A 25,235-nucleotide genomic window follows, 5' to 3' on the forward strand; every position below is an offset into this window, starting at 1 on the left:
TTCTCACAACTACCCCCTCGATGTTGAGGGGGTAGGTTTTCTACAGAAGGAAATACGCTTATGAAACAAGTTGTAGCAATTATTAAGCCCTTCAAGCTTGATGATGTCAGAGAGTCTCTCTCCGAAATCGGTGTACAAGGATTGACCGTTTCTGAAGTAAAAGGTTTTGGACGTCAAAAAGGCCACACAGAGTTATATCGTGGTGCTGAGTATGTCGTTGATTTTTTACCTAAGTTGAAACTGGAGATCGCCGTTGATGACGATATCGTCGAACAAGTGATTGAAGCCATTATCAAAGGTGCTAACACTGGCAAAATTGGTGACGGTAAAATCTTTGTTTATCCATTAGAGCAAGTGGTCCGTATTCGCACAGGCGAAACCGGTCCTGATGCACTGTAAGCTTGGGGAGTAGATAATATGGAAAATCAAATTTTCGAACTCCAATATGCCATGGATACCTTTTACTTCTTAGTAATGGGTGCTCTTGTCATGTGGATGGCCGCCGGTTTCTCAATGTTAGAGGCAGGTCTGGTTCGTGCAAAAAATACGACTGAAATCTTAACCAAAAACGTGATGTTGTTTGCCATTGCATGTACAGCTTATCTGGTTGTTGGTTATGACATCATGTATGGTGGCGGCATCTTCCTTGCTGGAATCGATGGCGGTGAAACATTAGTTGCAGACGCTTTAGCTTCTTCTGCTGAAAATGGTTTTGATGGCGGCTCTGTTTACTCAGCTGCTTCAGACTTTTTCTTCCAAGTAGTTTTCGTTGCAACAGCCATGTCTATCGTCTCTGGTGCAGTTGCTGAACGTATGAAATTATGGGCATTCGCTGGTTTTGCTATCGTAATGACTGCATTTATTTACCCAATGGAAGGTTCATGGACTTGGGGTGGTAACGATGTCTTCGGTATGTACAACCTTGGTGACCTTGGTTTCTTAGACTTTGCTGGTTCAGGTATCGTGCATATGGCTGGTGCTGCTGCAGCACTTGCAGGCGTATTATTACTTGGTGCACGTAAAGGTAAATACGGTCCTAACGGTGAAATTAACCCAATCCCAGGTGCTAACCTGCCAATGGCAACATTAGGTACATTCATTCTATGGATGGGTTGGTTCGGTTTCAACGGTGGTTCAGTATTAAAACTGGGTGATATTGCCAGTGCAAACTCAGTTGCCATGGTATTCCTGAACACAAATGCTGCAGCGGCTGGTGGTGTTATTGCTGCCTTAATCGTTGCAAAAATCATGTTCGGTAAAGCTGACTTAACAATGATTCTTAATGGTGCATTAGCAGGTCTTGTAGCTATCACTGCTGGTCCTGATACACCATCACCATTAATGGCAACCATTATCGGTGCTATCGGCGGTATTATTGTTGTATTCTCAATCGTCTTCTTAGACAAATTGAAAATTGATGATCCTGTTGGTGCTATCTCTGTTCACGGTACCGTTGGTCTGTGGGGTCTGTTAGCAGTACCTTTAACAAACAGTGATGCTTCATTCTCTGGCCAGTTGATTGGTGCAGCAACCATCTTTGTATGGGTATTTGTTGCAAGCTTAATTGTCTGGGCAATTCTGAAAGCAGTCATGGGTCTGCGTGTCTCTGAAGAAGAAGAGTACGAAGGCGTTGACTATGTAGAATGTGGTATGGAAGCTTATCCAGAGTTCACTAACACTGGTAAATAAACCAAGTTAGTCACACTCAATAAGAAAAAGGGCAAGTATTAATTACTTGCCCTTTTTTTATTTTACGACATCAGAAATATAGTTACCGATGATACTTTTCGCTTAAGCGATGAACTGAATCTACCAGTCTTGCCATGTTCTCAGGATTGACTGATGGATGGATGCCATGGCCCAGGTTAAATACATGGCCGGTTCCATTTCCATAAGCTTCAAGAATCGTGCTCACTTCTTGTTCAACCCGATCTGGTGATGCATATAAAACACAAGGGTCCATATTACCTTGCAGCGTCACTCTATCACCGACTCGCTGTCTTGCTGAATGAATATCAGTTGTCCAATCCAATCCCAATCCATTCACACCCGTCTCAGCCATCCACTCCAGCCACTGTCCACCGCCTTTCGTAAACATTGTTACTGGTACTTCTCGTCCTTCAGACTCTTTAATCAGGCCATTGACGATTTTTTCCATATAAGCCAGAGAAAACGTTTTGTAATTTTCCGGGCTTAATGCGCCGCCCCAGGTATCAAACAACATAATCGCCTGTGCCCCGGCTTTGATCTGGGCATTTAAATAAGCAATAACCGAATCAGCTAAGACATTTAATAAAGCGTGCATTTGTTCCGGCGCATCAAACATCATGCCCTTCACTTTTGCAAAATCTTTGCTACTACCACCTTCTACCATATAACACGCCAATGTCCATGGGCTGCCACTAAAGCCGATGAGCGGTACTTTGCCATCAATTTCTTTTCTGGTTAGACGAATCGCATCCATGACATAACCAAGAGAATCTTCCATATCTGGAACGGAAAGATTGGCTATGTCCTGAGCATTCTGAATTGTTTTTGAAAACTTAGGCCCTTCACCTGCCACAAAGTGCAGTCCGAGTCCCATTGCATCAGGAACGGTCAATATGTCTGAAAAGATGATAGCAGCATCAAGATCATAGCGTCTGAGCGGTTGCAGGGTTACTTCACAAGCTAATTCAGGTGTTGAGCACAGTGTCATAAAGTTACCTGCTTTTTGCCTAACTTCACGATATTCAGGCAAATAACGGCCCGCCTGACGCATAACCCATACCGGTGTTTTATCTACCGGTTGTTTTAGCAATGCTCTGAGATAACGATCGTTTTTTAGACTGCTCACTTTTAACTCCTGAATAGCTGAACCTATTTTTTAAGAATGATAGATATAAAAAAGGCTTCATCATACAGGAAGCAATATCCCTGTATGAAAAAGCCTTCTCATTTAACGGTCTAGATCAGTGATTAAACGTCTAAGAAATCCAGAATACCTTCTGCTGCCTGACGACCTTCCCACACTGCAGTCACAACCAGATCCGAACCACGAACCATATCACCACCTGCAAAGATCTTAGGGTTGGTTGTTTGATACTTAATCGCTGCTTCTGAAGGGGCTACGACGCGGCCACCATCATCAATCGAGATATTAAATTTCTCAAACCAAGGCGCTGGACTTGGACGGAAGCCAAACGCAATAACCACAGCATCAGCCGGAATAATTTCTTCACTTCCAGGCACAGGCTCTGGACGGCGGCGACCACGCTCATCGGCCTCGCCTAGAGCTGTAGTTACAACTTTAACGCCTTCCACTTTACCATTACCGACGATTTCTACCGGTTGACGGTTCCATAAAAACTGAACGCCTTCTTCACGCGCATTGTTCACTTCACGGCGTGAACCTGGCATATTTTCTTCGTCACGACGATAAGCACATGTCACACTTTCCGCATTTTGACGGATAGAGGTACGGTTACAGTCCATCGCGGTATCACCACCACCCAAGACAACAACACGCTTTCCTTCCATAGAAACATAGTCGTCTGTCGGGATATCTAATAAGTGCTTATTGTTCGCCACTAAGAAAGGTAAAGCTTCATAAACACCTGGCAAGTCTTCACCAGGGAAGCCACCTTTCATATAGGTGTATGTTCCCATTCCTAGGAATACTGCATCGTATTCATCAATTAAGGATTGAAAATCGACATCTTTACCCACTTCTGTGTTTAAGCGGAATTCGACGCCCATACCTTCCAGTACTTCACGACGACGTTTCACAACTTGCTTTTCTAACTTAAACTCAGGAATACCAAAGGTGAGCAAACCACCGATTTCTGGGTAACGGTCAAATACAACCGGTTTAACACCATTACGTACGAGTACGTCAGCTGCGCCTAAACCTGCGGGACCAGCCCCGATAACGGCAACACGTTTACCGGTATCAGTGACATTAGACATATCTGGACGCCAGCCTTGTTCCAGGGCTGTATCGGTGATGTATTTTTCAACAGAACCGATAGTGACTGCACCAAAGCCGTCATTTAATGTACATGCACCTTCGCACAGACGATCCTGAGGACACACCCTGCCGCAAATTTCTGGCAGGGTATTAGTTGCATGAGATAGCTCAGCTGCTTCTTCTAAATTGCCTTCACTAACCAGTTTCAACCAGTTAGGAATATAGTTGTGAACAGGACATTTCCATTCACAGTAAGGATTACCACACTCTAAACAGCGGTCTGCTTGTTCTGCTGAAGAATCGGAGTCAAAACCGCCATAAATTTCACCAAATTGTTTGATCCGAACGTCAGCATCAAGCTTCTTTGGGTCAAAACGCCCCACATCTAAAAACTGAAATGTATTTTTTGCCATAATTATTATCTTAGTCTCTGGACTTATGCCGCTTTAGTAGCAAGTTTTAACAAGCCATCGATTGCTGCTGCTTTTGGTTTCACTAACCAAAATTCTCTAATACGTTGTTCAAACGCATCCAACAATTGATGTCCCCACACACTACCTGTTTCGCGAACATGATCTTCAATCATACCTTTGAGATAGAGTGATAATTCAGACATTTCAGGGCTGTCGATTTTGACTAGCTCAACCAGTTCTTTGTTGTAACGCTCAGCGAACGTATTGTCACTATCTAATACAAACGCAAGTCCACCCGTCATACCAGCACCAAAGTTCAGTCCTGTTTGACCAAGAACAGCAACAACACCACCTGTCATATACTCACAACCGTGGTCACCGACACCTTCAACTATTGCAGTAGCACCAGAATTACGAACAGCAAAGCGTTCGCCAGCACAACCTGCAGCATACAGCGCACCACCTGTTGCGCCATAGAGACAGGTATTACCAATGATGCTTGCTTCCTGGGTTGCAAACTCACTTTCAGGTGATGGATAGATGACGATCTTACCGTCAGCCATACCTTTACCAACATAGTCATTGGCGTCACCTTCCAGGTACATTTCGAGGCCACCCGCGTTAAATACACCGAAACTTTGACCTGCAGACCCCGTTAGTTTCAGACGAACAGGTTTATCGGCCATGCCGTAATTGCCATAAAGCTTGGCAATTTCACCCGATAATCTCGCACCGATGGAGCGATTAATATTACGCACCTGATAGCTAAATTCACCGCCTGTTTTATTAACAATGGTTTCTTTAATATCAGCCACCATTTGTTCAGCCAATTCACCTTTATCATAAGGTTCATTTTTAGGCTCTAAACAGAACTGCGGCTTATCAGCGGATACGCCCGCAGAGGACACCAACGGCGCCAGATTCAGGCTATGTTGTTTTGCTGTCTCACCTGGTAATAACTCCAGCAAGTCAGTACGACCAATTAAGTCCTGCAAACTGACCACACCCAATTTAGCTAACCACTCTTGCGTTTCACGAGCGACGAACTGGAAGTAGTTCATCACCATCTGTGGTAAGCCAATAAAGTGCTGCGTACGCAGCTTTTCATTCTGAGTTGCGACACCGGTTGCACAGTTATTCAGATGACAAATACGTAAGTATTTACAACCTAGCGCTACCATTGGGCCTGTACCAAAGCCAAAGCTTTCCGCACCTAAAATAGCCGCCTTGATAACATCCAGACCGGTTTTCAAACCACCGTCGGTTTGCAGGCGCACTTTATCGCGTAAGTCATTAGCCCGTAATGTCTGATGAGCTTCACTCAGACCTAATTCCCATGGACCACCAGCATATTTGACCGAGGTAAGTGGGCTTGCACCGGTACCACCGTCATAACCAGAAATGGTAATCAGGTCAGCATAAGCCTTAGCAACACCAGCAGCGACTGTACCTACACCAGCCTGCGATACCAGTTTTACAGATACCAACGCATCAGGGTTAACTTGTTTTAAATCAAAAATCAGCTGTGCAAGATCTTCAATTGAATAAATATCATGATGCGGTGGCGGCGAAATCAATGTCACGCCTGGCACTGAGTGGCGTAAAGTCGCAATCATTTGATTAACTTTACCACCCGGTAACTGACCACCTTCACCCGGTTTAGCACCTTGGGCTACTTTGATCTGCAAGACTTCTGCATTCACCAGATAGTGTGGTGTTACACCAAAACGACCTGAGGCAATTTGTTTGATTTTTGAAACACGTTCATTACCAAAACGATCAGGGTCTTCACCACCTTCACCAGAGTTTGAGCGACCACCTAATCTGTTCATTGCTACAGCAAGCGCTTCATGCGCTTCTGGTGATAATGCACCTAATGACATACCAGCACTATCAAAGCGTTTGAGGATATTGCTGATATCTTCAACCTGATTCAACTCAAGTGGTTTGTCAGCCAGTTTGACCTTCATTAAGTCACGTAACACCATTGGTGAACGATCATTAACCAGTTCAGCATACGCTTTATAATCATCGTAGTTACCACCTTGAACTGCTTTCTGTAAGGTAGCAATAACGTCTGGATTATAGGCGTGATACTCTCCGCCATGAATAAACTTGAGCAATCCTCCCTGACCACGTTTTTTACGTTGATTCCAGGCCAGTTTTGACAGAGTTTCATCATCTGATTGAAGATCAGCAAAAGTTGAACCACTCACACGGCTGGTTGTAGCTGTAAAGCATTTATCAACAATAGTGTCGTTTAAACCAACCACTTCGAACAACTGGGCACCACGATAACTCGCAATAGTGGAAATACCCATTTTTGAAGTAATTTTAAACAAGCCTTTATTAATACCTTTACGGTAACGGCGACATAATTCTGCACGATCCAAGTCTTTAATTTCATTAGTATGAATCATATCGTTCAGACAAGCGTAGGCAAGGTATGGATAAACCGCAGTTGCACCGTAACCTAATAAAGTACCGAAATGATGTGGATCACGTGCTGTTGCAGTTTCCACAATAACGTTAGCATCACAACGCAAGCCAGCTTGAATCAGTCGTTGATGCACCGCACCCGTTGCTAATAAGGCATGAATTGGCAGTTTATCTTTGGTAATGTCACGATCACTCAGTACAACCACTACCGTACCGTCAGCAACGGCTTTAATTGCTTTATCACAAAGCGCATCGATAGCGGCCTCAAGGCCGACAGCAGGCTCGTAATTCAAAGATAAAGTGATTGACTCGTATTCAGCATTGTCTTTACCCATTGCCAATAACTGGCGGAACTGGCTTTCAGACAATACAGGCGAATCAACCACAACACGTTGAGCATGGTCTTCACCTTCTTCGAACATATTGCGTTCTTCACCGAAACAAGTTTCCAGTGACATCACAATATTTTCGCGAAGCGGATCAATCGGTGGATTAGTTACCTGTGCAAACTGTTGGCGGAAATAGTCATAAACCGAACGAACTTGTTTGGATAGAACTGGGAATGGGGTATCGTCACCCATTGAGCCAATCGCTTCCTGACCTGCTTCACCTAAAACTCGGATGACCTGATCACGCTCTTCAAAAGTGATGTTGAATAACTTTTCATAAACCTGATATTCATCACCTTCAAGTGTTGGACCAGTTTCATCATCAGCTGCATCAGACAATCTTTGCAGATTATTTTCTAACCATTGACGATAAGGCTGAGCTGTTTTCAGCATATTATCGATGTCTTCCGGCATCAATAACTCACCTGTTTGTGTATCAATAGCCAGCATCTGTCCCGGTTTCAAACGGCCTTTGGCGATAACATCTTCTGGTTCATATTTGTAAACACCGACTTCAGAAGCCAATGTGATATGACGATCTTTAGTAATGATGTAACGCGCTGGACGCAAACCATTTCTGTCTAAGGTACATGCTGCATAACGACCATCGGTTGTTACCACGCCAGCAGGACCATCCCATGGCTCCATATGCATAGAGTTGTAGTCGTAGAATGCTTTTAAGTCAGCATCCATGGTGGGATCATTTTGCCATGCAGGTGGAATGATCAGACGCATCGCACGGAATAAACTTACACCGCCCGCTAATAAAGCTTCCAGCATATTATCCATGCTGGATGAGTCTGAACCTGAAGTGCCGACTAATGGACGAATGTCATCCATGTTCTCAATTAGAGAAGTTGCAAACTTGGCACCACGTGCTAATGCCCAATTGCGGTTGCCCTGGACAGTGTTAATTTCACCGTTGTGTGCCAAATAGCGGAATGGTTGAGCCAAACGCCATTGTGGCCAAGTGTTTGTTGAAAAACGTTGATGGAAAACAGCAATTGATGTCTCCATACGTTTATCGTTCAGGTCTTTATAAAATACCGGCAGATACGACGGCATCACTAGACCTTTGTACGAGACAACATGCGAAGACAAACTTGGGATATAAAAATCACTGTCATCTGTCACCGCTTTTTCTGCAAGACGACGAGCAATATAAAGTTGACGTTCGAAATCAGCTTCAGACATGCCTTCGCCAGCATTCACAAAGACCTGACGCATCACTGGCAGTGAAGTTAACGCTTGCTGACCACAAGCAGATGCTGGATCGACGGGGACTTCACGCCAACCTAAAACATCTAATCCCTGCTTAATTAAACTCTGAGCGACAGCATTTTGCGCAAATTCAGCCTTAGCATCATCCTGAGATAAGAAAACCATGCCTACTGCATATAACGGAGATAAGCTGTAACCATGTTCTTCGGCGATGGCCTTGAAAAAGCTATCTGGCTTTTTCAGTAGTAAACCACAACCGTCGCCTGTTTTTCCGTCAGCGCCAATAGCGCCACGATGGGTAAGATTACCCAAGGCTTCAATTGCTGTTTCGATTAACCAATGGCTAGCTTTATCGTCCATTTGGGCGATTAGGCCGAAACCACAGTTATCACGTTCAAATTGCGGTCTATAGAGACCTTGATTCATTTCTGTTGGCTGACTCACGTCACGTACCTTCATATTAGTTAGCGCCGTCACTGCTCACCCGTCGGATAGCCCGGCGGTATTCGGAATCATCTTCGAGGAGCGTTGACCAAATACGGCAGAAAGGATCATCTATTATAACGATGGATACCTTGCCATTCAATTATTACGATACCTTCCTTGGCAAAATATGAGCGTTAAATTTTCCTATTTTCAATAAAATAGCTAAAATGCACTGTTTTCGACGAGAACAACGGAACGATCATGGACAAACCCTTAATCGGTGTCGTCATGGGCAGCAACAGTGACTGGCCCGTTATGCAAAAAGCAGTTGAGCAACTAGAAGCGTTTGGCATCAGCTATGAAGCCAAAGTTGTTTCGGCTCATCGTACGCCAGACTTATTGACGGAATACGCAGAAACGGCCCAACAACGAGGACTCGCTTGTATTATAGCAGGTGCCGGTGGTGCCGCGCACTTACCCGGTATGCTTGCAGCCAGTACTATCGTTCCAGTTTTAGGTGTGCCGGTGCCATCTAAGTATCTTAAAGGCCAAGACTCACTATTGTCGATTGTACAAATGCCTAAAGGTGTTCCCGTCGCTACATTTGCGATCGGTGAAGCCGGCGCAGCTAATGCGGCATTATTTGCAATCGCGCAGTTAGCAGTTAATGACAAAAGCCTGGCAGACAAACTGGATGCTTTCCGCAAAAAACAACATCAAACCGTTGTCGAGATGACGCTGCCACCTCAATAGTACACAAATTATTAAAGTGTATTGATTAATTTTTAATCAATTCCACACCATAATAAAGTAATTACGCCCACACAACTCTTATTTCGACTCGCTAATATTAAATGAGGTCAATGATGAATACACAGATTTTACCCGGTTCAACATTAGGTATGCTGGGTGGAGGTCAACTTGGCCGCATGTTTACCTCTGCTGCTCAAATCATGGGCTATAAGGTTGTGGTTCTCGATCCCGATCCACAAAGTCCGGCAGGTGTTATTGCGGATCAGCATATCTGTGCTGCTTACGATGATGAAAAAGCATTAGATGACATGGCACAGCTATGCGCAGCCATTACTACTGAGTTTGAAAACATTCCTGCACAAACATTAGCTTTTCTTGAGCAAAAAACCATCGTACACCCATCATCAAAAGCTTTGGCATCAACACAGAACCGAAATGTCGAAAAGAATTTTATTGCTTCACTCGGTATTCAAACAGCGCCTTTCTTCTGCATCCGTCGTAAACAAGATATCGCGGAAGCAGAAAAAGTCATTGCTTTTCCAGCTATCCTCAAAGTAGCAACCTTTGGTTATGACGGCAAAGGCCAAATCCCCTGCAAGACCATTGAAGATGTTTACGCCGGATTTGAAACATTAGGTGAAAAAGAATGTGTTCTAGAACAACGAATTGATTTAGACAAAGAAATCTCGGTTGTTCTGGCCAGAAGTCAAACCGGCACCATTATTAACTTCCCTGTTGCAGAAAATGTGCATGTGAATGGTATTTTACATACAACAACAGTCCCAACCTCCGTCCATGCGGAACAAGCACAAAAGGCCATTCAAATGGCTAATGATATTGCCAAAGGTTTGGGCTATGTAGGTACTATGGCCGTGGAGTTTTTTGTCAGTCAAACAGGTGAAATCATTGCTAATGAGATAGCACCCCGCCCTCATAATTCTGGCCATTACACGCTTGACGCTTGCCACACATCACAATTCGAACAACAAGTTCGTATGTTATGTGGTTTACCTGCCGGAGATTGTGACCTAACCACCCCCGTTGTCATGGTGAACTTATTAGGTGACGTCTGGGGTAACAGCCAGCCTCACTGGGAAACGCTACTATCAGAAGCCAATATCAAACTGCATTTATACGGTAAACAAGAAGCACGCCCAGGCCGTAAAATGGGACATTTCAATGTCCTGGCTGGAACGGTTGATCAAGCAATGCAACAAGCCGAAACCTGTTTTGAGAATTTAAAAGCAGATTGATTTGACGACTAAAAATAATCATATTTCCATTAGTTACTGTACACAGTGTCGCTGGTTACTGAGAGCCACTTGGATGGCGCAAGAACTATTGACTACATTTGATGGTGAAATCACTTTGCTGACTTTAATCCCGGCAACCGGAGGGCTGTTTGAGGTGCGAGCGAATGATGAACTAATATGGTCCCGAAAAGAGCAAGGCCGCTTTCCTGAGATTACTGAGTTAAAGCAGCTGGTGCGTGATATCATCGCCCCTGACAGGTCTCTCGGTCATAGTGATAAGAAACCAAGCTCTGACAATCAATCATAAGTCGAGGTGAAGACTATGCGTGCAGACATCAAATTGATGCATCCGCTTTTAAAGATCAGCATTTCCATGCTGTTTATGCTGCTTTTAATGGGATGTGATAACGCAAATTCGCCAGCGCCCAACTCACCCAAACAACATAAAGCGACAGAATTAAGTAGTAAAAATATTAATGAATATGCGAATGAAATGGCGAATAGCTATATAAGCATTCAAGAACAACTACTTAAGCATTATCAGCAAGCCAAACAGTCCAACAATACTTATGATTTTATTCAGTATCGTAACCATAAATGGACACCTGAATATATGTCTATGAAGACAAGGTACAGCCGGGATTTTGAGCACAATAAAGCGTTTTTAGAAAAACAGCCTAGTGCCCCTTTGTTTGCCATCTATGAAAACCTGATTTACATCGGCCTGGATCTGAAAAATGGCTTGCTGGAAGATGATGAGGCTCGTCAAAAAACTGCCTTAGAAGAAGCTGAAAAAGATAAACAACAAGTGGTTAACATCCAGCAACAACTTAAATAAGTTATTGCTGGATAAGGTATTTAGCTTTCTACTTTCTCTGAATAATCACAATCTTTCTGTGGGCAGACTTTTTCTGTGCCACGACTCTTTGTCGTTTTTAATGTAAGAATCGGCCAGTTACATTTCGGGCAGGGCTCTTTCAGTGGCTCGTTCCATAAAGCGTAATCGCAATCAGGATATTCCGAACAGGAATAAAAGACTTTTCCTCGACGTGATTTGCGCGTCAGAATCTCACCTTTATGGCATTGTGGACATTCAACACCAGTATTGGCAGGCTGTTCCAGTGATTCAATATGTTTACACTTAGGATAGCTGGAGCAACCAATGAATTTTCCATACCGCCCCGTTCGTATCCATAAATCAGAGCCACATTTTGGACATTTTCTGCCCTCAACTACCTCGGGTTCATTATTGGTGGTTTCTTCACCATCAATATTTCGTGTGTAATCACACTCAGGGTAACCAGTACAACCAATAAAACGACCACTGCGGCCAAGACGGCTGGATAATTTTTTGCCACATTTAGGACAGTCTTCATCCAGCAGTTCTTGTGTTACATCACTGCGTTGGACTTCTTTGTCTTTGGTTTCGACTTGTTCCTTGAAGGGGCCCCAAAATTTTCTCAGTAACGGTACCCATTCTTCCTCGCCCCTGGCTACCGCATCAAGTTCATCCTCTAACTCAGCGGTAAAGTTGTAATCAACATACTTAGTAAAGTGATTAACAAGGAATTTACCCACCACACGGCCTACATCTGTTGGGTGAAACCGTTTATTAATAATTTCTACATATTCACGCTGTACCAGTGTAGAAATGATGCTGGCATAGGTCGAAGGACGCCCAATGTCATGTTCTTCTAAGCTTCTAACCAGACTGGCTTCACTGTACCTTGGTGGCGGCTCAGTAAAATGCTGCTCAGGTCTGATCGCTTTTAAGTCAACCACCTGCCCGACTTCCATTGGCGGTAGTAACTTTTCATCTTTATCACTGGAGGCAGAGTCATCCTTATCTTCCAGATAAACGCTCATAAAGCCCGGATTCACTACGGTCGAGCCATTCGCGCGGAAAGTGTTACCTTTACCACAAGCCAAATCCACCGCTACAGTATTCAAGGTAGCATGTACCATTTGGCTCGCCATTGTGCGCTGCCAAACCAGTGTATAAAGCTTCAGCTGATCGGCTGAAAGATAAGCTTTCATATTTTCTGGCGTTCTCAACACAGACGTCGGTCTTATCGCCTCATGCGCCTCTTGCGCATTTTTTGATTTCGTTTTGTATTCCTGCGGTTTTGCAGGAACCATTTTCTGGCCGTATTTCTCTGCAATGAATCCACGAATTTCATCTAAGGCTTCTTGAGCCAAGGTCACGGAGTCAGTACGCATATAGGTAATTAAACCAACCGCACCCTCTCCGGTATCGACACCCTCGTATAACTGTTGGGCAATGCTCATGGTACGTTGTGCACCAAAGCCAAGTTTGCGTGAAGCTTCTTGCTGTAATGTGGATGTCGTAAAGGGTGCCGCAGGATTACGTTTACGTTGTTTTTTCTCAACATTCGAAACCAGCAACTTACCTTGTGCAGCTTTCTCCAATGTTTTTACGACCTTAGCTGACTGCTTTTCATCCGTCACGCTGAACTGACTTAGTTTCTCATCTTCAAAATAAGTTAGTTTGGCCTGGAAGTCTTTTTTATCAGCAATCGCGTCTGCTTCAATGCTCCAGTATTCCTTAGCAACAAAGGCTTCAATCTCCAGCTCACGCTCGACGATCATTCTTAGTGCTGGACTTTGTACTCTTCCTGCAGAAAGCCCGCGTCGTACTTTTTTCCAAAGCAGTGGCGATAGGGTGAAGCCCACCAGATAATCCAAAGCGCGTCTTGCCTGCTGCGCATTGACCAGCGACATGGATAATTCACGAGGATGTGCTACCGCATCATTAACAGCTTGTTTGGTAATTTCGTGGAAAACAACGCGATGTGTCTCTTTGTCTTTAAGCGCGCCACGCTTTTTCAATAGCTCATACAAATGCCATGAAATAGCTTCCCCTTCTCTATCAGGGTCAGTCGCGAGATAGAGGGAGTCCGCTTTTTTCATCGCTTTTACAATCGCATCGACATGCTTACTGTTACGGTCGATAACCTGGTACTTCATCTCAAAATCTTTAGCGGTATCGACCGCACCTTCTTTTGGCAATAAATCACGCACATGACCATAAGAGGCTAAGACTTCGACATCTTTACCGAGATATTTTTTGATTGTTTTCGCCTTAGCTGGCGACTCAACGATGACTAGTTTTTTTCCCATTTTCCCCGATACCAAAAACCTACGCACATATAAACAAAGCCCGTTAAGACGGGCAATGTTGAAGTTTATTATTTTATTTTTAGTCTAGTGGACGACGGCTTCCATGTCTTCAAAGACCAAGTCTTCCATCCAGGCGAAAGCGACCTCTCTTCCTGGCTGATAAAACAACACCATCAGCACAACCCACTTAAGTTGCTCAAGGTCAATCTCTTCTGTATCCAACGCCATGACTCGTTCGAGTACGATCTCCCGGGTTTCGACGTCTAAAACACCCACTTGTTCCAGAAACAATAAATAACCACGGCACTCCACATCCAACCGCTCCAGCTCAATGTCACTAAAAACGCGCATTGTGGCGTGTCGTTTGAGAGGTTGATCAGCGGCTACGGTCATATTATCTAACCATTCCAGCGCTTTATGAATTTCTAATTCCTGAAAACCAACCTGCTCTAATTCAAGCTCTAAGACTTCATTATCAGGTTTATTTCGTTCTTCCGTATCGATGTAGGTTTCAAATAGATATAACAACACATCAATGACATTTTCTTTCATCTGACTCTCTTTAATAAGCCTGGTTCAGGAACCCGTCCGAACATAACGGCTGCCGGGCAATGACTCAACCTCGCCCTCTAGCTCAAGTAATAACAGCATGGATGAAACAGCATCAGCCGTCAATCCAGTATTTTCTATCAGGCTATCTATAGCAACCGGGTCAAATCCAAGATGGTTAAGCAACACTTGGTAGTCACCGTCTTTTTCATGTGTGGATTCTGTTTTGTCTTTAGTGTCTTCATATTGAGTCTTGATCCCCGCCAGCGCACCCAACTCTTCAATAATATCCTGTGCCGTCTCTACCAGTTTTGCCCCATCCCGGATTAACTGATGGCAGCCTCTCGATAAAGGATTATGAATCGATCCTGGAATAGCAAAGACCTCTCGTGATTGTTCCATTGCCATTCTGGCAGTGATCAAAGAACCACTTTTTAATGCGGCCTCAACAACCAGAGTTCCTAGCGATAATCCACTGATGATTCGGTTGCGCCTCGGGAATAACTCCGGTCGTGGTGAAGTACCTAACGGAAATTCTGACACCATCGCACCGTTTTCCACGATATCGTAGGCTAATTGACGATGCTGGGCAGGATAAACACGATCTAGACCAGTAGCAACAACCGCTATCGTTTTCCCCTTACTCAACGCTCCCTTATGTGCTGCAGCGTCGATACCCATGGCAAGCCCACTCGTCACTACCAAACCACCATCAGCCAGATAATGAGCAAAATCATATGCCGTGTTCCTGCCTGATGGAGATGGATTTCGGCTACCCACAATCGCAAGTTGCCATTCGTTTAATAATGAAACGTCACCTTGCACATACAATAAGCAAGGGGGATCGGTAATTTCTTTGAGTAAACTCGGATAGCGTTCATCTTCAATGGTCAGGATGTAACGGTTATCCTGTTCCAACCAGAGCAAATCTTGTTCAACTTGTTGCCAATCGGGATGGCGTAATTTCTCTACCAGTTCATCATTCAAGCCAGTTATTTGGCCGGGGTTATTTAAGATGTATTGCGGATTGCCATACTGTTGCAACAGCTTTTGATATGTTATCGGGCCAATCCCTGGCACTCGCTGTAAAGCAATCCAACAAGCTAATGCACTATGCTTGTTAGCTATCATTCCGCTAAATAATTCCTTTTATTGGGCACTTTTCACTTTATCAAACACATGGATAGCACGAGTGGCTTTCATGACGATGGCATAACTGACTTTGTCATATAATTTGAACACCATGGCTTCACCAGCATGTTCGTCAGGTAATGTCACTGTATCCTTACGATCAGTCGAAACAGAGTCTTTTATCGTTTCACCGGCTTGATAGACTGATAAAACATTTCCTGTTTCCAAGCCGTCTCGTTTGCCTAAACTTAGAACGATGATCTGATATTGCCCTATCTGAGAAACACCATCAAAAACAGAAATGATACGTCCAGCTATAGGTTTATCAGGTGCGCGGGGAATAAAATTAAGATCAAAATCTTCATCTTCTACTTCTAATAAGCGATCACCGATTTGAATCTCTCTATTGGTGTAACTCAAGCTGACTTTGGCCGGATCCTCACGAGTCATTCTTTCAGCGTCACCTAAATAGATTGCTTCGTAGCCTAACACTTCACCAGTGTCAGGGTCTTTATATGCTTTGCCACCCTCGAAGATACTATATGTATCGCTATCCGAATCCGCGATGCCCCTAACATAAACATAATCACCCGCTCCTGAAATAAGACGTTCATCGGCACTGGCAACAACATAAGGTGCATCATTGAGTACTTCATCACCAACCACACGTGGTTTGGATAAGAATGGGCCAATAGCCGATAACGGAATCGTTAGGATGGGTTTATCTAAAATGGTTTCCCGGACTTCAGGCGATAGCTTCACACTACGTTTGCCACGATTAACCTCAATGACCGGTTTGCCATCACGATAACTAAGAGATAATTCATCACCAGGATAGATCAGGTGGGGGTTTTCAATTTGCGGGTTAACATACCAAATATCAGGCCAATGCCACGGATATTTTAAGAACATGCCCGAAATATCCCATAGCGTATCGCCTTTTTTAACCGTATATCGCTGTGGATGGTCTGGATTAAGCTCCACTTCCTTGGCCAGCAGAGGGGTACTCAGCAGAACAAAAATCAAACTAATCGCTATACGCTTTATCATCGAACCATCCTCATGGACGTTAACCTCGCCCCAATCCTGTAACGGGCAACTTTAAATAGTGTGTTATATGCGGTATGACTAATCAAGTATTGCTACCAGCGTCAAACTTAATCATTTTTAGACAACAAGTAAACTCTGGCAAGTAATTCTCAGATTCATCGCTGAACTACTTATTAACTCTGAGTGTCGCATTCAGCATAAGAATACCGGGAAAGAACTCAAAAAAATGTTAACAGCCTCGGTTTATAGCGCTATTAGCGGTACATGTAACGTTATGTTTCAACATCAACTAAGGACTTAATTGGGACCGCACAATGTCCATTATATTTTCAATAAGGCGCTGGCAGACTACAATATAAGGTTTGTACAAGCAGTAAATCATCCTAACAGGTATTACTCATGGCCATTTTAAATATTCTCCACTTCCCCGATCCCCGGCTGCGTAAAAAAGCTGAGCCCATCAAGGAAGTGACTGATGACATCCGTCAACTTGCCGACGACATGCTCGAAACGATGTATGATGCGCCAGGAATAGGCCTTGCCGCCAATCAAGTGAATGTACAAAAACGCCTGATCGTTATTGATATTTCTGAAGACAAATCAGATCCTCTCATCCTTATAAATCCGGAAATACTGGATAAACAAGGTGAGCGTGAATATGAAGAAGGTTGTTTATCGGTGCCAGAGGCTTATGAAACCGTTGTGCGTGCTGACACGGTAAAAATAAAAGCCGTCAATCGTGATGGCGAACCGTTTGAGTTTGCTGCCGAAGGTCTTCTGGCGACCTGTGTTCAACACGAAATCGATCACCTCGATGGTAAATTATTTGTTGATTATCTGAGTAACCTAAAACGCGAACGCATAAAAAAACGCTTAGAAAAACACCAAAAACAAAAACTATAAGGATCTTGGATGCGCATTATTTTCGCCGGTACCCCGGCTTTCGCCGCAGAAACATTGAAAGCTTTAATCAATACCGAGCATGAAATTTGCGCTGTTTATACTCAGCCTGATCGCCCCGCAGGTCGTGGCCGTAAATTAACAGCCAGTCCTGTAAAACAGCTCGCGCAGGATCATAATATTCCCGTAGAGCAGCCCATTAACTTTAAATCTGATGATGCAATACAAACCTTAGCCGCCTACCAAGCTGACCTGATGATTGTTGTTGCTTATGGCTTATTGTTACCTCAAGTCGTTTTAGACACACCCAAGCTTGGCTGCATCAATGTGCATGCATCTTTACTGCCCAGATGGCGTGGAGCAGCGCCTATTCAGCGAGCTATCTTGGCAGGTGACAAAGAATCGGGTGTCTGTATCATGCAAATGGAAGCAGGTCTTGATACCGGCCCGGTTCTGACTGAGGCACGTTGCCCAATCACTGAAGAAGATACTGCTCAGGTACTCCATGATCGCCTCGCGATATTAGGCGCCACAACCTTAGTTGAAACACTAAAGGATATTGAGCAGCGACAACACAATGCCAAACCACAAAATGATGCGTTGAGCACTTATGCCAGCAAATTAGAGAAAAAAGAAGCTGATATTAACTGGCAAAATTCCGCTCAGGATATTCTTCGTAAGATTAATGCCTTTAACCCGTGGCCTGTAGCGCAAACAATCTGGCACGACGCCATTTTTCGCATATGGCAAGCACAGCTAGTGGAAGAAGAGACACAAAAAGCAGCGGGGGAAATTATTAACGTCAGCAAAGCCGGGATTGATGTTGCTACCAGCAACGGCGTGTTACGCATTACTGAGCTACAACTGCCAGGTAAACGGGCTATGTCTGTGCAGGATTTCCTGAATGCAAACACCATGACAGTTGGCGATCATTTTGGCTAAACCTAACCTTATAAAAGGTGCTCGAACTAATGCTGCACTCATTTTAAATGAAGTGGTTGTACAGCAACGCTCCCTCAATACCGCTTTAGCTCACTATCTGCCTCAGGTCGATGAAAAAGATCGTGGCTTCTGCCAACAGCTCTGCTACAGCAGTTTGCGTTATTACCCCACTCTGCAATTTATCGTCCACCAGCTAATAAAAAAACCTTTTAAAGCTAAAGACAAAGATATTGAGCAACTCTTAATTCTCGGCATTTTACAATTACGTTTTTTAAATACACCGGATCATGCAGCTATTTCTGAAACCGTGGATGCCAGTAAAAAACTTAAAAAAGTCTGGGCTGGTGGTTTATTAAATGCCTGCCTGAGAAACTACTTAAGACAACAAGAACAAATCAATCAGAAGCTGTTAGCAAATGAACCCGCTAATTACGCTCATCCAAGCTGGCTACTCAATTTATACCAGCATGACTGGCCAGAAAACTGGCAACGCATTACCGAAGCTAACAATAAACAGCCCCCGATGATGCTTCGCGTTAATCAGCAAAAAGTTTCACGTGAAGCATATTTACAGCAGCTGGAGTCGCAGCAAATTGCTGCCTCAATCATCGAAGCCACTGAATATGGCATCTTGCTGGATCAACCTTGTGATGTATTCAAACTACCGGGATTTGAGCAGGGATTAGTCTCTGTACAAGATGGTTCTGCCCAGCTAGCCACATCTATTTTGAATATAAAACTAGGACAGCGCGTGTTAGATGCCTGTGCTGCGCCCGGCGGTAAAACCTGCCACATTCTTGAAACCTCACCCGACAATGATGTTACAGCCATTGATATCTCAGCTGATCGCTTACTTCAGATTCAACAAAATACCGATCGGCTTGGTTTACATGCCAGATTAGTTGCCGCCGATGCAGCAGAAACCAACAATTGGTGGGACGGGCAAACATTTGACCGTATTCTCATCGATGCCCCATGTACGGGTAGTGGTGTCATTCGCCGCCATCCGGACATAAAACTGCTACGCCATCCAGAAGATATTGATACCTTAGCCAGTAAACAACAGGCTTTATTAGATAATTTGTGGCCTCTACTGAAAGCGGATGGCTTAATGGTTTACACTACCTGCTCTGCCTTTAAAAAAGAAAATGAGCAGCAAATTGAAGCGTTTCTACAACGACATCCGGATGCCGAAGAAGTCAAACTCTCCTCAGCACCAGCAACACCAAGGCCTTTCGGCTACCAGAGATTACCTGGTGATGATGTTATGGACGGTTTTTATTATGCCTGCCTCCGCCGTAAGTAAGCGTCTATTCCTGTCTCTTTTCTTATGGTTGTTTATTCAAACATCAGCCTCCGCCACTGTTTTTAGTGTTAATAATCCCGTTGTTCATCCCATTGGTAATGCCTATGTGCTGACAGCTAAAATTAACTACCCTTTAACACCAAGAGTCATTGAAGCCCTGCAAAATGGCGTGCCCATTACCTTTTTCCAAGAGTTTCGGCTGATTGATGCTCTGCCAATATTGGGAAGTTTCTGGCAGTGGGAAACAACGTTATGGGAAAGTACCCTGACCTATGAGCTGCGCTACCACGCTTTATCAGAACAATATATTGTGGAGTCGCTCGATACTCATGAACAACAAAACTTTCCCAGTTTGAGTGGCGCTCTAAAAGCCCTGGGCGATATTGATGCACTCTCTCTGCCACCAGAATATACCCAGGATATGAAAAATCTCATTCTGGAAATTCGCAGTGGCTTGGATCTCAATGCCTTGCCAACCCCGATGCGTCCAGGGGCATTAATCTCTGACAAATGGCAACTCACCAGCCCATGGGTTCAAGCAGTATGGCTATAAGCCTTATCAAGCGACTAAGCACAGGAACGGCTCCTTACTTCTCACTCGCATTTTTATTGCTTGTTCTCGCTTACTTACTGAGTGCCGCTACCCAGGACAGTTCGCGACTGAATGATCTCTTTATCGTTATCTTTGGTATTGGTGTTGCCTGTTTATTATTACTAGTGGGAATACTGGCCCGTAGTATCTATCGTTTGTATCGCGACTTTAAAAAACATGAAGCGGGGTCACGGCTCACCGTCAGACTTGTCAGTCTGTTTGTTTTATTAATTTTAGTTGCCACATCCATCGTTTACGGTTTCTCGATTCACTTCCTGCATCGCGGTATTAATAGCTGGTTTGACGTGAAAGTAGAGCAAGCGCTGAATGATTCACTTGAGTTAAGCCGCACCGCCTTTGGCATTAGAATGCGTACCCTACTGCGTCAGACCAGAATGATGGCAGGTGTTTTAAGTGAATTACCCGATAGCGAGCTATCACATAGTCTGCGGGATCTCACGCAATTGAGTGGCGCACTGGAACTCAGTATCTGGGCAAGAGATGGACAGCCCATTGCATCGAGTATTGAAAGCCCGACAATTATGGTGCCTAACAGGCCTAACGACACCATCATGCATCAACTGCTTCAGGGTGAAGATTATATCGGCATGGATCCCTCGGAAGATGACAAACTCCAACTGCGAGCGGCAGTCAGAATTCCGCAAAAGTCGGTATTAGCGGAAGAACGCATCCTCAATGTCCTGTTTCCAGTCAATGATCATTTAAGTGAGCTGGGTAAAACTGTGCAGGATGCTTACACAGATTACAAAGAATTAAGTTATCTTAGAAAGCCCTTAATTACAGTGTTTACACTGACCTTAAGCCTGATTGTATTTTTAACGATTCTGGTTTCCATCTGGTTTGCTATCTGGATATCGCGACGTATTGTCGAACCACTGCAAGAACTGGCTCAAGGCACGCAAGCAGTGGCTTCTGGTAACTATAATATGCAGCTGACAGCTTCAGGTCATGATGAAATTGGTTTTCTGGTACGTTCATTTAATCAGATGACACAAAGGTTGACGCATGCGCGTAATGCCTCACAGCGAAGCCATCGACTATTAGAACAACAAACCAGTTATCTCACCACTGTACTGGGCAGTTTATCCAGTGGTGTGGTTACCGTGGATAAGCGCCTTTATCTGCACACAGCGAATAATGCCAGCAGCAAAATTCTTGGTGTAAAACTACAGCAACGTCTGGAAAGCCCTTTATCCAAGCTGGCTGAAATTAACAAAAATATGAAAACGTTCTGTGAAATGATTGAACGTTGTGCCGTCAAAGGTATTGCTTGGGAACAGCAGGTAGAACTTCAAAAACAAAACGGCAACCAGACCTTAATTTGCCATGGTACGGAATTACCTAATAACAGTGGCTGGGTTATCGTCTTTGAAGACATAACAACACTGTTACAAGCCCAGCGAAACGCTGCCTGGGGGGAAGTAGCTCGTCGTCTGGCGCATGAAATAAAAAATCCTCTGACACCGATTCAGCTCTCAGCGGAACGACTGCAACGGAAATACGCAGCAATTGTGCCTGATGAGCAGGTCGAAGTGGTGGATAAACTCACCAACACCATCATTCAGCAAGTTGAAGCGATGAAAGAAATGGTGAATGAATTCTCCGAGTATGCGCGCACGCCGGCATTACAATTACAGTCTTATGATATTGGTCAGCTGATTCGTGAAGTACTGACCATGTATCAAAGTAATCCGAACCATCAGTTCACGCTGTTAAACAGTCCGGAAAGTGTGGCGGTCAAAATTGATGTCAATCGTTTCCGCCAAGTTATGCATAATTTACTGAAAAACGCCATCGAAGCCTGTGAAGACGCTCAGCTTCCCGTCGATATCGTTATCAGTTACCATCCACTTACTCACCAACAACGTCGTTGGCTTGAAATTTCTGTTCGGGATTATGGTCCTGGCATCCCCTTTTCTATCATTGATAAATTATTCGAACCCTATGCCACGACTAAACATAAAGGCACGGGGCTGGGATTAGCCATCGTTAAAAAAATGATCGAAGAACATGGTGGTGATGTCTGGGCTGAAAATCTGGATCCAGAGGGAACGAGTATAATTATAAGATTACCATTGGAGGAGTCTCCGTCGTGAGTAATGACAAACCACTGATTCTTGTTGTTGATGATGAGCCCGATATTCGTGAGCTGATCAAAGACATTTTGGAAGATGAAAACTATGAAGTCAGAATTGCAGCTGATGGGCAGGAAGCACAACAGATTTTCAACGAACAGCAACCTGATCTTATTCTGCTCGATATCTGGATGCCAGATATTGATGGCATCAGCCTGTTAAAAGAATTCAAACAACAAAATAGAAATGTCACTATCGTGATGATGTCGGGACATGGCACTATCGAAACCGCCGTAGAAGCGACGCGTCTGGGTGCCAGTGATTTCATTGAAAAACCACTCTCTACTGCCAAACTTCTGCGTGGTGTTGAGCAAGCCCTCGAAAATAAAGCAAAACAAGCGAACATCCAACGCGAACTAGCCCAGGTCCCGGTTGGCAAAAGCCATCAGATAAAATTATTACGTGAACAAGTTGAACGCGTTGCTAAACACGAAATGCCTATTCTGCTGGTGGGTGAGCCTGGTGTCGGTAAACATTGTTTTTCGCATTATTTGCACAGCCTCGGTCAGTTCTCAGGCGGTAAGTTTATTGAGTTAAGTCCGGAAAGCTTTCCATTAGATAGCCTGAAAATCACCTCCTTAGCTAAAAATAACTGTTTATACATCCATGATTTAGCCCTGTTGAGCGATGAAGCTCAGGCACTGTTATTACACCTCTTAGAGACTCATAAATTACAGCAGTGTCAGCTAATCTGCGCCACACAGTACTCTTTGCAAAAAGCCGTTGATAACGGTGACTTTCTGGAAAGCCTTTTATATCAACTCAATAGCATCACTCTGGTAGTACCGCCATTGCGTGATCATATTGAAGATATTCCAGAACTTGTTCATCACTTTGTTGATGTACAAACCACCCGCTCTGGCCTGCCATATCGTCGCTTCACCGTTGCCGCACAAAACCGCCTTAGAAATCATGACTGGTCTGGCAATATTCTTGAATTGAAAAATGTTATTCAACGCTTATTAGTGCTGGGTAATGGTGAAGATATTGATGTCACGAATGTTGATCTTGCGCTCGCTTCAGAAGCCGAAGCTATCGAAAACGGCGATGAAACCATTAACTTTGAGCTACCCCTGCGTGAAGCCAGAGAACAATTCGAACGTATTTACCTATTACGTAAATTACAGGAAACAGACGGCAATGTCGGTAAAGCGGCTAAGCTAGCAGGCATGGAACGAACACATCTTTATCGAAAACTTCGTTCTCTCGGTATTGATACCAAACAAATTTAGGAAGCGACTATGAAGATTCTGATCCTCGGAGCCGGTCAAGTCGGCGCCTCTGTCGCAGCCACGCTTGCTCGTGAAGACGATGATGTCACCCTTGTCGATACCAATAGCACCAACTTACTCAAACTTCAGGATCATTACGATATTCGGACCATTCAGGGGCAAGCCTCTCACCCGGATGTCTTAGCTAGGGCCGGTGCTGAAGATGCTGATTTGATTCTGGCAGTAACCAATAGTGATGAAACGAATATGGTGGCCTGTCAGATTTGTCATACGCTCTACAATACGCCAACTAAAATTGCCCGTATTCGCTCAACTGGCTACCTTTCCACCCCACAATTATTTGATAAAGAAAATCCGCAGTCAATTGCCATTGATATGCTGATTAGCCCTGAACAAATTGTGACGGAATATATTCAGCGTCTGATCAGTCACCCAAATGCTTTACAGGTATTAGATTTTGCTGAAGGTAAAGTACAGCTGGTCGCTGTAAAAGCTTTTCATGGTGGACTGTTGGTTGGGCATCCATTACGTGATTTACGCAAGCATATTCCAAAAACAGAAACCCGGGTTGCTGCCATTTTCCGTGATGGTCACCCCATCACGCCTACCGGTGACACCACCATTCAGGCTGACGATGAAGTCTTTTTCATCGCTGCGACCAAAGATATTCGCGCTGTCATGGGCGAACTTCGTCGTCTGGAAAAACCTTATAAACGCATTATGCTGGCAGGTGGCGGTAATATCGGTGCCCGTTTAGCAAAAGCACTGGAACATGATTATCAAATCAAATTAATCGAAGCCAATCCTGATCGTGCTGAGTTCTTATCAGAAGAGTTGAGCAACAGCATTGTGCTGTTAGGTGATGTCGCTAATGAAGAGCTGTTACTCGAAGAAGAAATCGATAAAGTCGATCTGTTTTGCGCCTTAACCAATGATGATGAGGCCAATATCTTATCAGCGATGCTGGCAAAACGACTTGGTGCCAGTAAGGTTTTATCGCTGATTAATCGTGCAGCCTATGTTGATTTAGTAGAAAGCGGCAGTATTGATATTGCCTTATCACCACAGCAGGCCACCATTGGCAGTCTGCTGGCCCATATACGTCGTGGCGATATTGTCGCGGTCCACTCCTTGCGCCGTGGTGCAGCAGAAGCCTTAGAAGCCATTGCTCACGGTGACAGTAGTTCCTCTGTTGTCGTTGGTCGCCGCATTGATGAAATCGACTTACCACCAGGAACGACCATTGGTGCGATTGTACGCGGTGAAGAAGTCATTATTGCCAAAGATGAAACCATTATTGAATCTGAAGACCACGTTATTTTATTTTTAGTGAATAAACGCTATATAAAAGAGGTCGAACGTTTATTCCAGGTCGGCTTTACCTTCTTTTAGG

Annotated in this window: 20 protein-coding genes; 13 read left to right on the plus strand and 7 right to left on the minus strand. The window is 44.2% G+C overall.

Annotation, left to right across the window (positions count from 1 at the left end; genetic code table 11):
• Positions 1–60 precede the first annotated feature (60 nt).
• Together BM232_RS04105 and BM232_RS04110 are read left to right on the plus strand one after the other, a co-directional pair.
• Positions 61–399, plus strand: a complete 339-nt coding sequence (locus BM232_RS04105) for a P-II family nitrogen regulator (protein WP_007144177.1) — start codon at positions 61–63, stop codon at positions 397–399.
• Positions 400–417: 18 nt separating this feature from the next.
• Positions 418–1,689 (plus strand): ammonium transporter, encoded by a 1,272-nt coding sequence (locus BM232_RS04110; RefSeq protein WP_091711915.1) that lies wholly within the window; start codon positions 418–420, stop codon positions 1,687–1,689.
• 82 nt (positions 1,690–1,771) lie between these two features.
• Here BM232_RS04110 and hemE read toward each other — a convergent pair whose 3' ends face one another.
• The 3 genes from hemE to gltB form a co-directional block, all read right to left on the minus strand.
• Positions 1,772–2,836: a uroporphyrinogen decarboxylase gene (gene hemE, locus BM232_RS04115; protein ID WP_091711916.1), complete on the minus strand. Its 1,065-nt coding sequence runs from the start codon at positions 2,834–2,836 to the stop codon at positions 1,772–1,774.
• Positions 2,837–2,958: 122 nt separating this feature from the next.
• On the minus strand, positions 2,959–4,362 hold the full coding sequence (locus BM232_RS04120) for an FAD-dependent oxidoreductase (protein ID WP_091711917.1): 1,404 nt from the start codon (positions 4,360–4,362) through the stop codon (positions 2,959–2,961).
• A gap of 23 nt (positions 4,363–4,385) precedes the next feature.
• A complete protein-coding gene (gene gltB / locus BM232_RS04125) occupies positions 4,386–8,870 on the minus strand; it encodes a glutamate synthase large subunit (protein ID WP_091711918.1) in 4,485 nt (1,494 codons plus the stop codon).
• 228 nt (positions 8,871–9,098) lie between these two features.
• On the opposite strand from gltB, the gene purE reads away from it, so the two are divergent.
• The 4 genes from purE to BM232_RS04145 all read left to right on the plus strand — a co-directional run bounded on the left by purE (position 9,099) and on the right by BM232_RS04145 (position 11,681).
• Complete coding sequence (purE, locus tag BM232_RS04130) at positions 9,099–9,590, plus strand: 5-(carboxyamino)imidazole ribonucleotide mutase (protein ID WP_091711919.1); 492 nt, start codon at positions 9,099–9,101, stop codon at positions 9,588–9,590.
• Between the two features lie 113 nt (positions 9,591–9,703).
• Positions 9,704–10,843 carry a 5-(carboxyamino)imidazole ribonucleotide synthase gene (locus BM232_RS04135; RefSeq protein WP_091711920.1) on the plus strand — a complete coding sequence of 380 codons (1,140 nt, stop codon included), beginning with the start codon at positions 9,704–9,706 and terminating at the stop codon, positions 10,841–10,843.
• Position 10,844: 1 nt separating this feature from the next.
• Positions 10,845–11,150, plus strand: coding sequence for an Rdx family protein (locus tag BM232_RS04140; protein ID WP_218153294.1), 306 nt, complete (start codon positions 10,845–10,847; stop codon positions 11,148–11,150).
• A gap of 15 nt (positions 11,151–11,165) precedes the next feature.
• The gene (locus BM232_RS04145) at positions 11,166–11,681 is read left to right on the plus strand and encodes a hypothetical protein (protein WP_091711922.1); all 516 of its coding nucleotides are present in this window, start codon (positions 11,166–11,168) and stop codon (positions 11,679–11,681) included.
• Between the two features lie 20 nt (positions 11,682–11,701).
• Here the strand turns inward: BM232_RS04145 and topA are convergent, their stop codons facing one another.
• From topA to BM232_RS04165, 4 genes are all read right to left on the minus strand, one after another.
• Positions 11,702–13,984 (minus strand): type I DNA topoisomerase, encoded by a 2,283-nt coding sequence (gene topA, locus BM232_RS04150; RefSeq protein WP_091711923.1) that lies wholly within the window; start codon positions 13,982–13,984, stop codon positions 11,702–11,704.
• Between the two features lie 84 nt (positions 13,985–14,068).
• Positions 14,069–14,536, minus strand: coding sequence for a Smg family protein (locus tag BM232_RS04155; protein WP_091711924.1), 468 nt, complete (start codon positions 14,534–14,536; stop codon positions 14,069–14,071).
• A 24-nt stretch (positions 14,537–14,560) separates the two neighbouring features.
• Positions 14,561–15,664 (minus strand): DNA-processing protein DprA, encoded by a 1,104-nt coding sequence (gene dprA / locus BM232_RS04160; RefSeq protein ID WP_091711925.1) that lies wholly within the window; start codon positions 15,662–15,664, stop codon positions 14,561–14,563.
• 18 nt (positions 15,665–15,682) lie between these two features.
• Positions 15,683–16,714 carry a LysM peptidoglycan-binding domain-containing protein gene (locus BM232_RS04165; protein ID WP_091711926.1) on the minus strand — a complete coding sequence of 344 codons (1,032 nt, stop codon included), beginning with the start codon at positions 16,712–16,714 and terminating at the stop codon, positions 15,683–15,685.
• A gap of 399 nt (positions 16,715–17,113) precedes the next feature.
• On the opposite strand from BM232_RS04165, the gene def reads away from it, so the two are divergent.
• From def to trkA, 7 genes are read left to right on the plus strand one after another with little or no spacing between them, the layout of a single operon-like run.
• Entirely contained in the window at positions 17,114–17,617 is a 504-nt protein-coding gene (def, locus tag BM232_RS04170; protein ID WP_091711927.1) for a peptide deformylase, read from the plus strand.
• Between the two features lie 9 nt (positions 17,618–17,626).
• The gene (gene fmt / locus BM232_RS04175) at positions 17,627–18,556 is read left to right on the plus strand and encodes a methionyl-tRNA formyltransferase (RefSeq protein ID WP_091711928.1); all 930 of its coding nucleotides are present in this window, start codon (positions 17,627–17,629) and stop codon (positions 18,554–18,556) included.
• Positions 18,549–19,862, plus strand: coding sequence for a 16S rRNA (cytosine(967)-C(5))-methyltransferase RsmB (rsmB, locus tag BM232_RS04180; protein WP_091712074.1), 1,314 nt, complete (start codon positions 18,549–18,551; stop codon positions 19,860–19,862). The genes fmt and rsmB overlap by 8 nt, the downstream gene beginning before the upstream one ends.
• Positions 19,840–20,415, plus strand: a complete 576-nt coding sequence (locus BM232_RS04185; RefSeq protein ID WP_245752810.1) for a DUF4390 domain-containing protein — start codon at positions 19,840–19,842, stop codon at positions 20,413–20,415. The genes rsmB and BM232_RS04185 overlap by 23 nt, the downstream gene beginning before the upstream one ends.
• Positions 20,406–22,571 carry a sensor histidine kinase gene (locus tag BM232_RS04190; protein WP_091712075.1) on the plus strand — a complete coding sequence of 722 codons (2,166 nt, stop codon included), beginning with the start codon at positions 20,406–20,408 and terminating at the stop codon, positions 22,569–22,571. The genes BM232_RS04185 and BM232_RS04190 overlap by 10 nt, the downstream gene beginning before the upstream one ends.
• Positions 22,568–23,842, plus strand: a complete 1,275-nt coding sequence (locus tag BM232_RS04195; protein ID WP_091711929.1) for a sigma-54-dependent transcriptional regulator — start codon at positions 22,568–22,570, stop codon at positions 23,840–23,842. The genes BM232_RS04190 and BM232_RS04195 overlap by 4 nt, the downstream gene beginning before the upstream one ends.
• A gap of 9 nt (positions 23,843–23,851) precedes the next feature.
• Positions 23,852–25,234 (plus strand): Trk system potassium transporter TrkA, encoded by a 1,383-nt coding sequence (trkA, locus tag BM232_RS04200; protein ID WP_091711930.1) that lies wholly within the window; start codon positions 23,852–23,854, stop codon positions 25,232–25,234.
• Position 25,235: the final 1 nt, after the last annotated feature.

Origin of the sequence: Methylophaga sulfidovorans, assembly GCF_900114205.1 — a bacterium.
Lineage (GTDB): Bacteria > Pseudomonadota > Gammaproteobacteria > Nitrosococcales > Methylophagaceae > Methylophaga > Methylophaga sulfidovorans.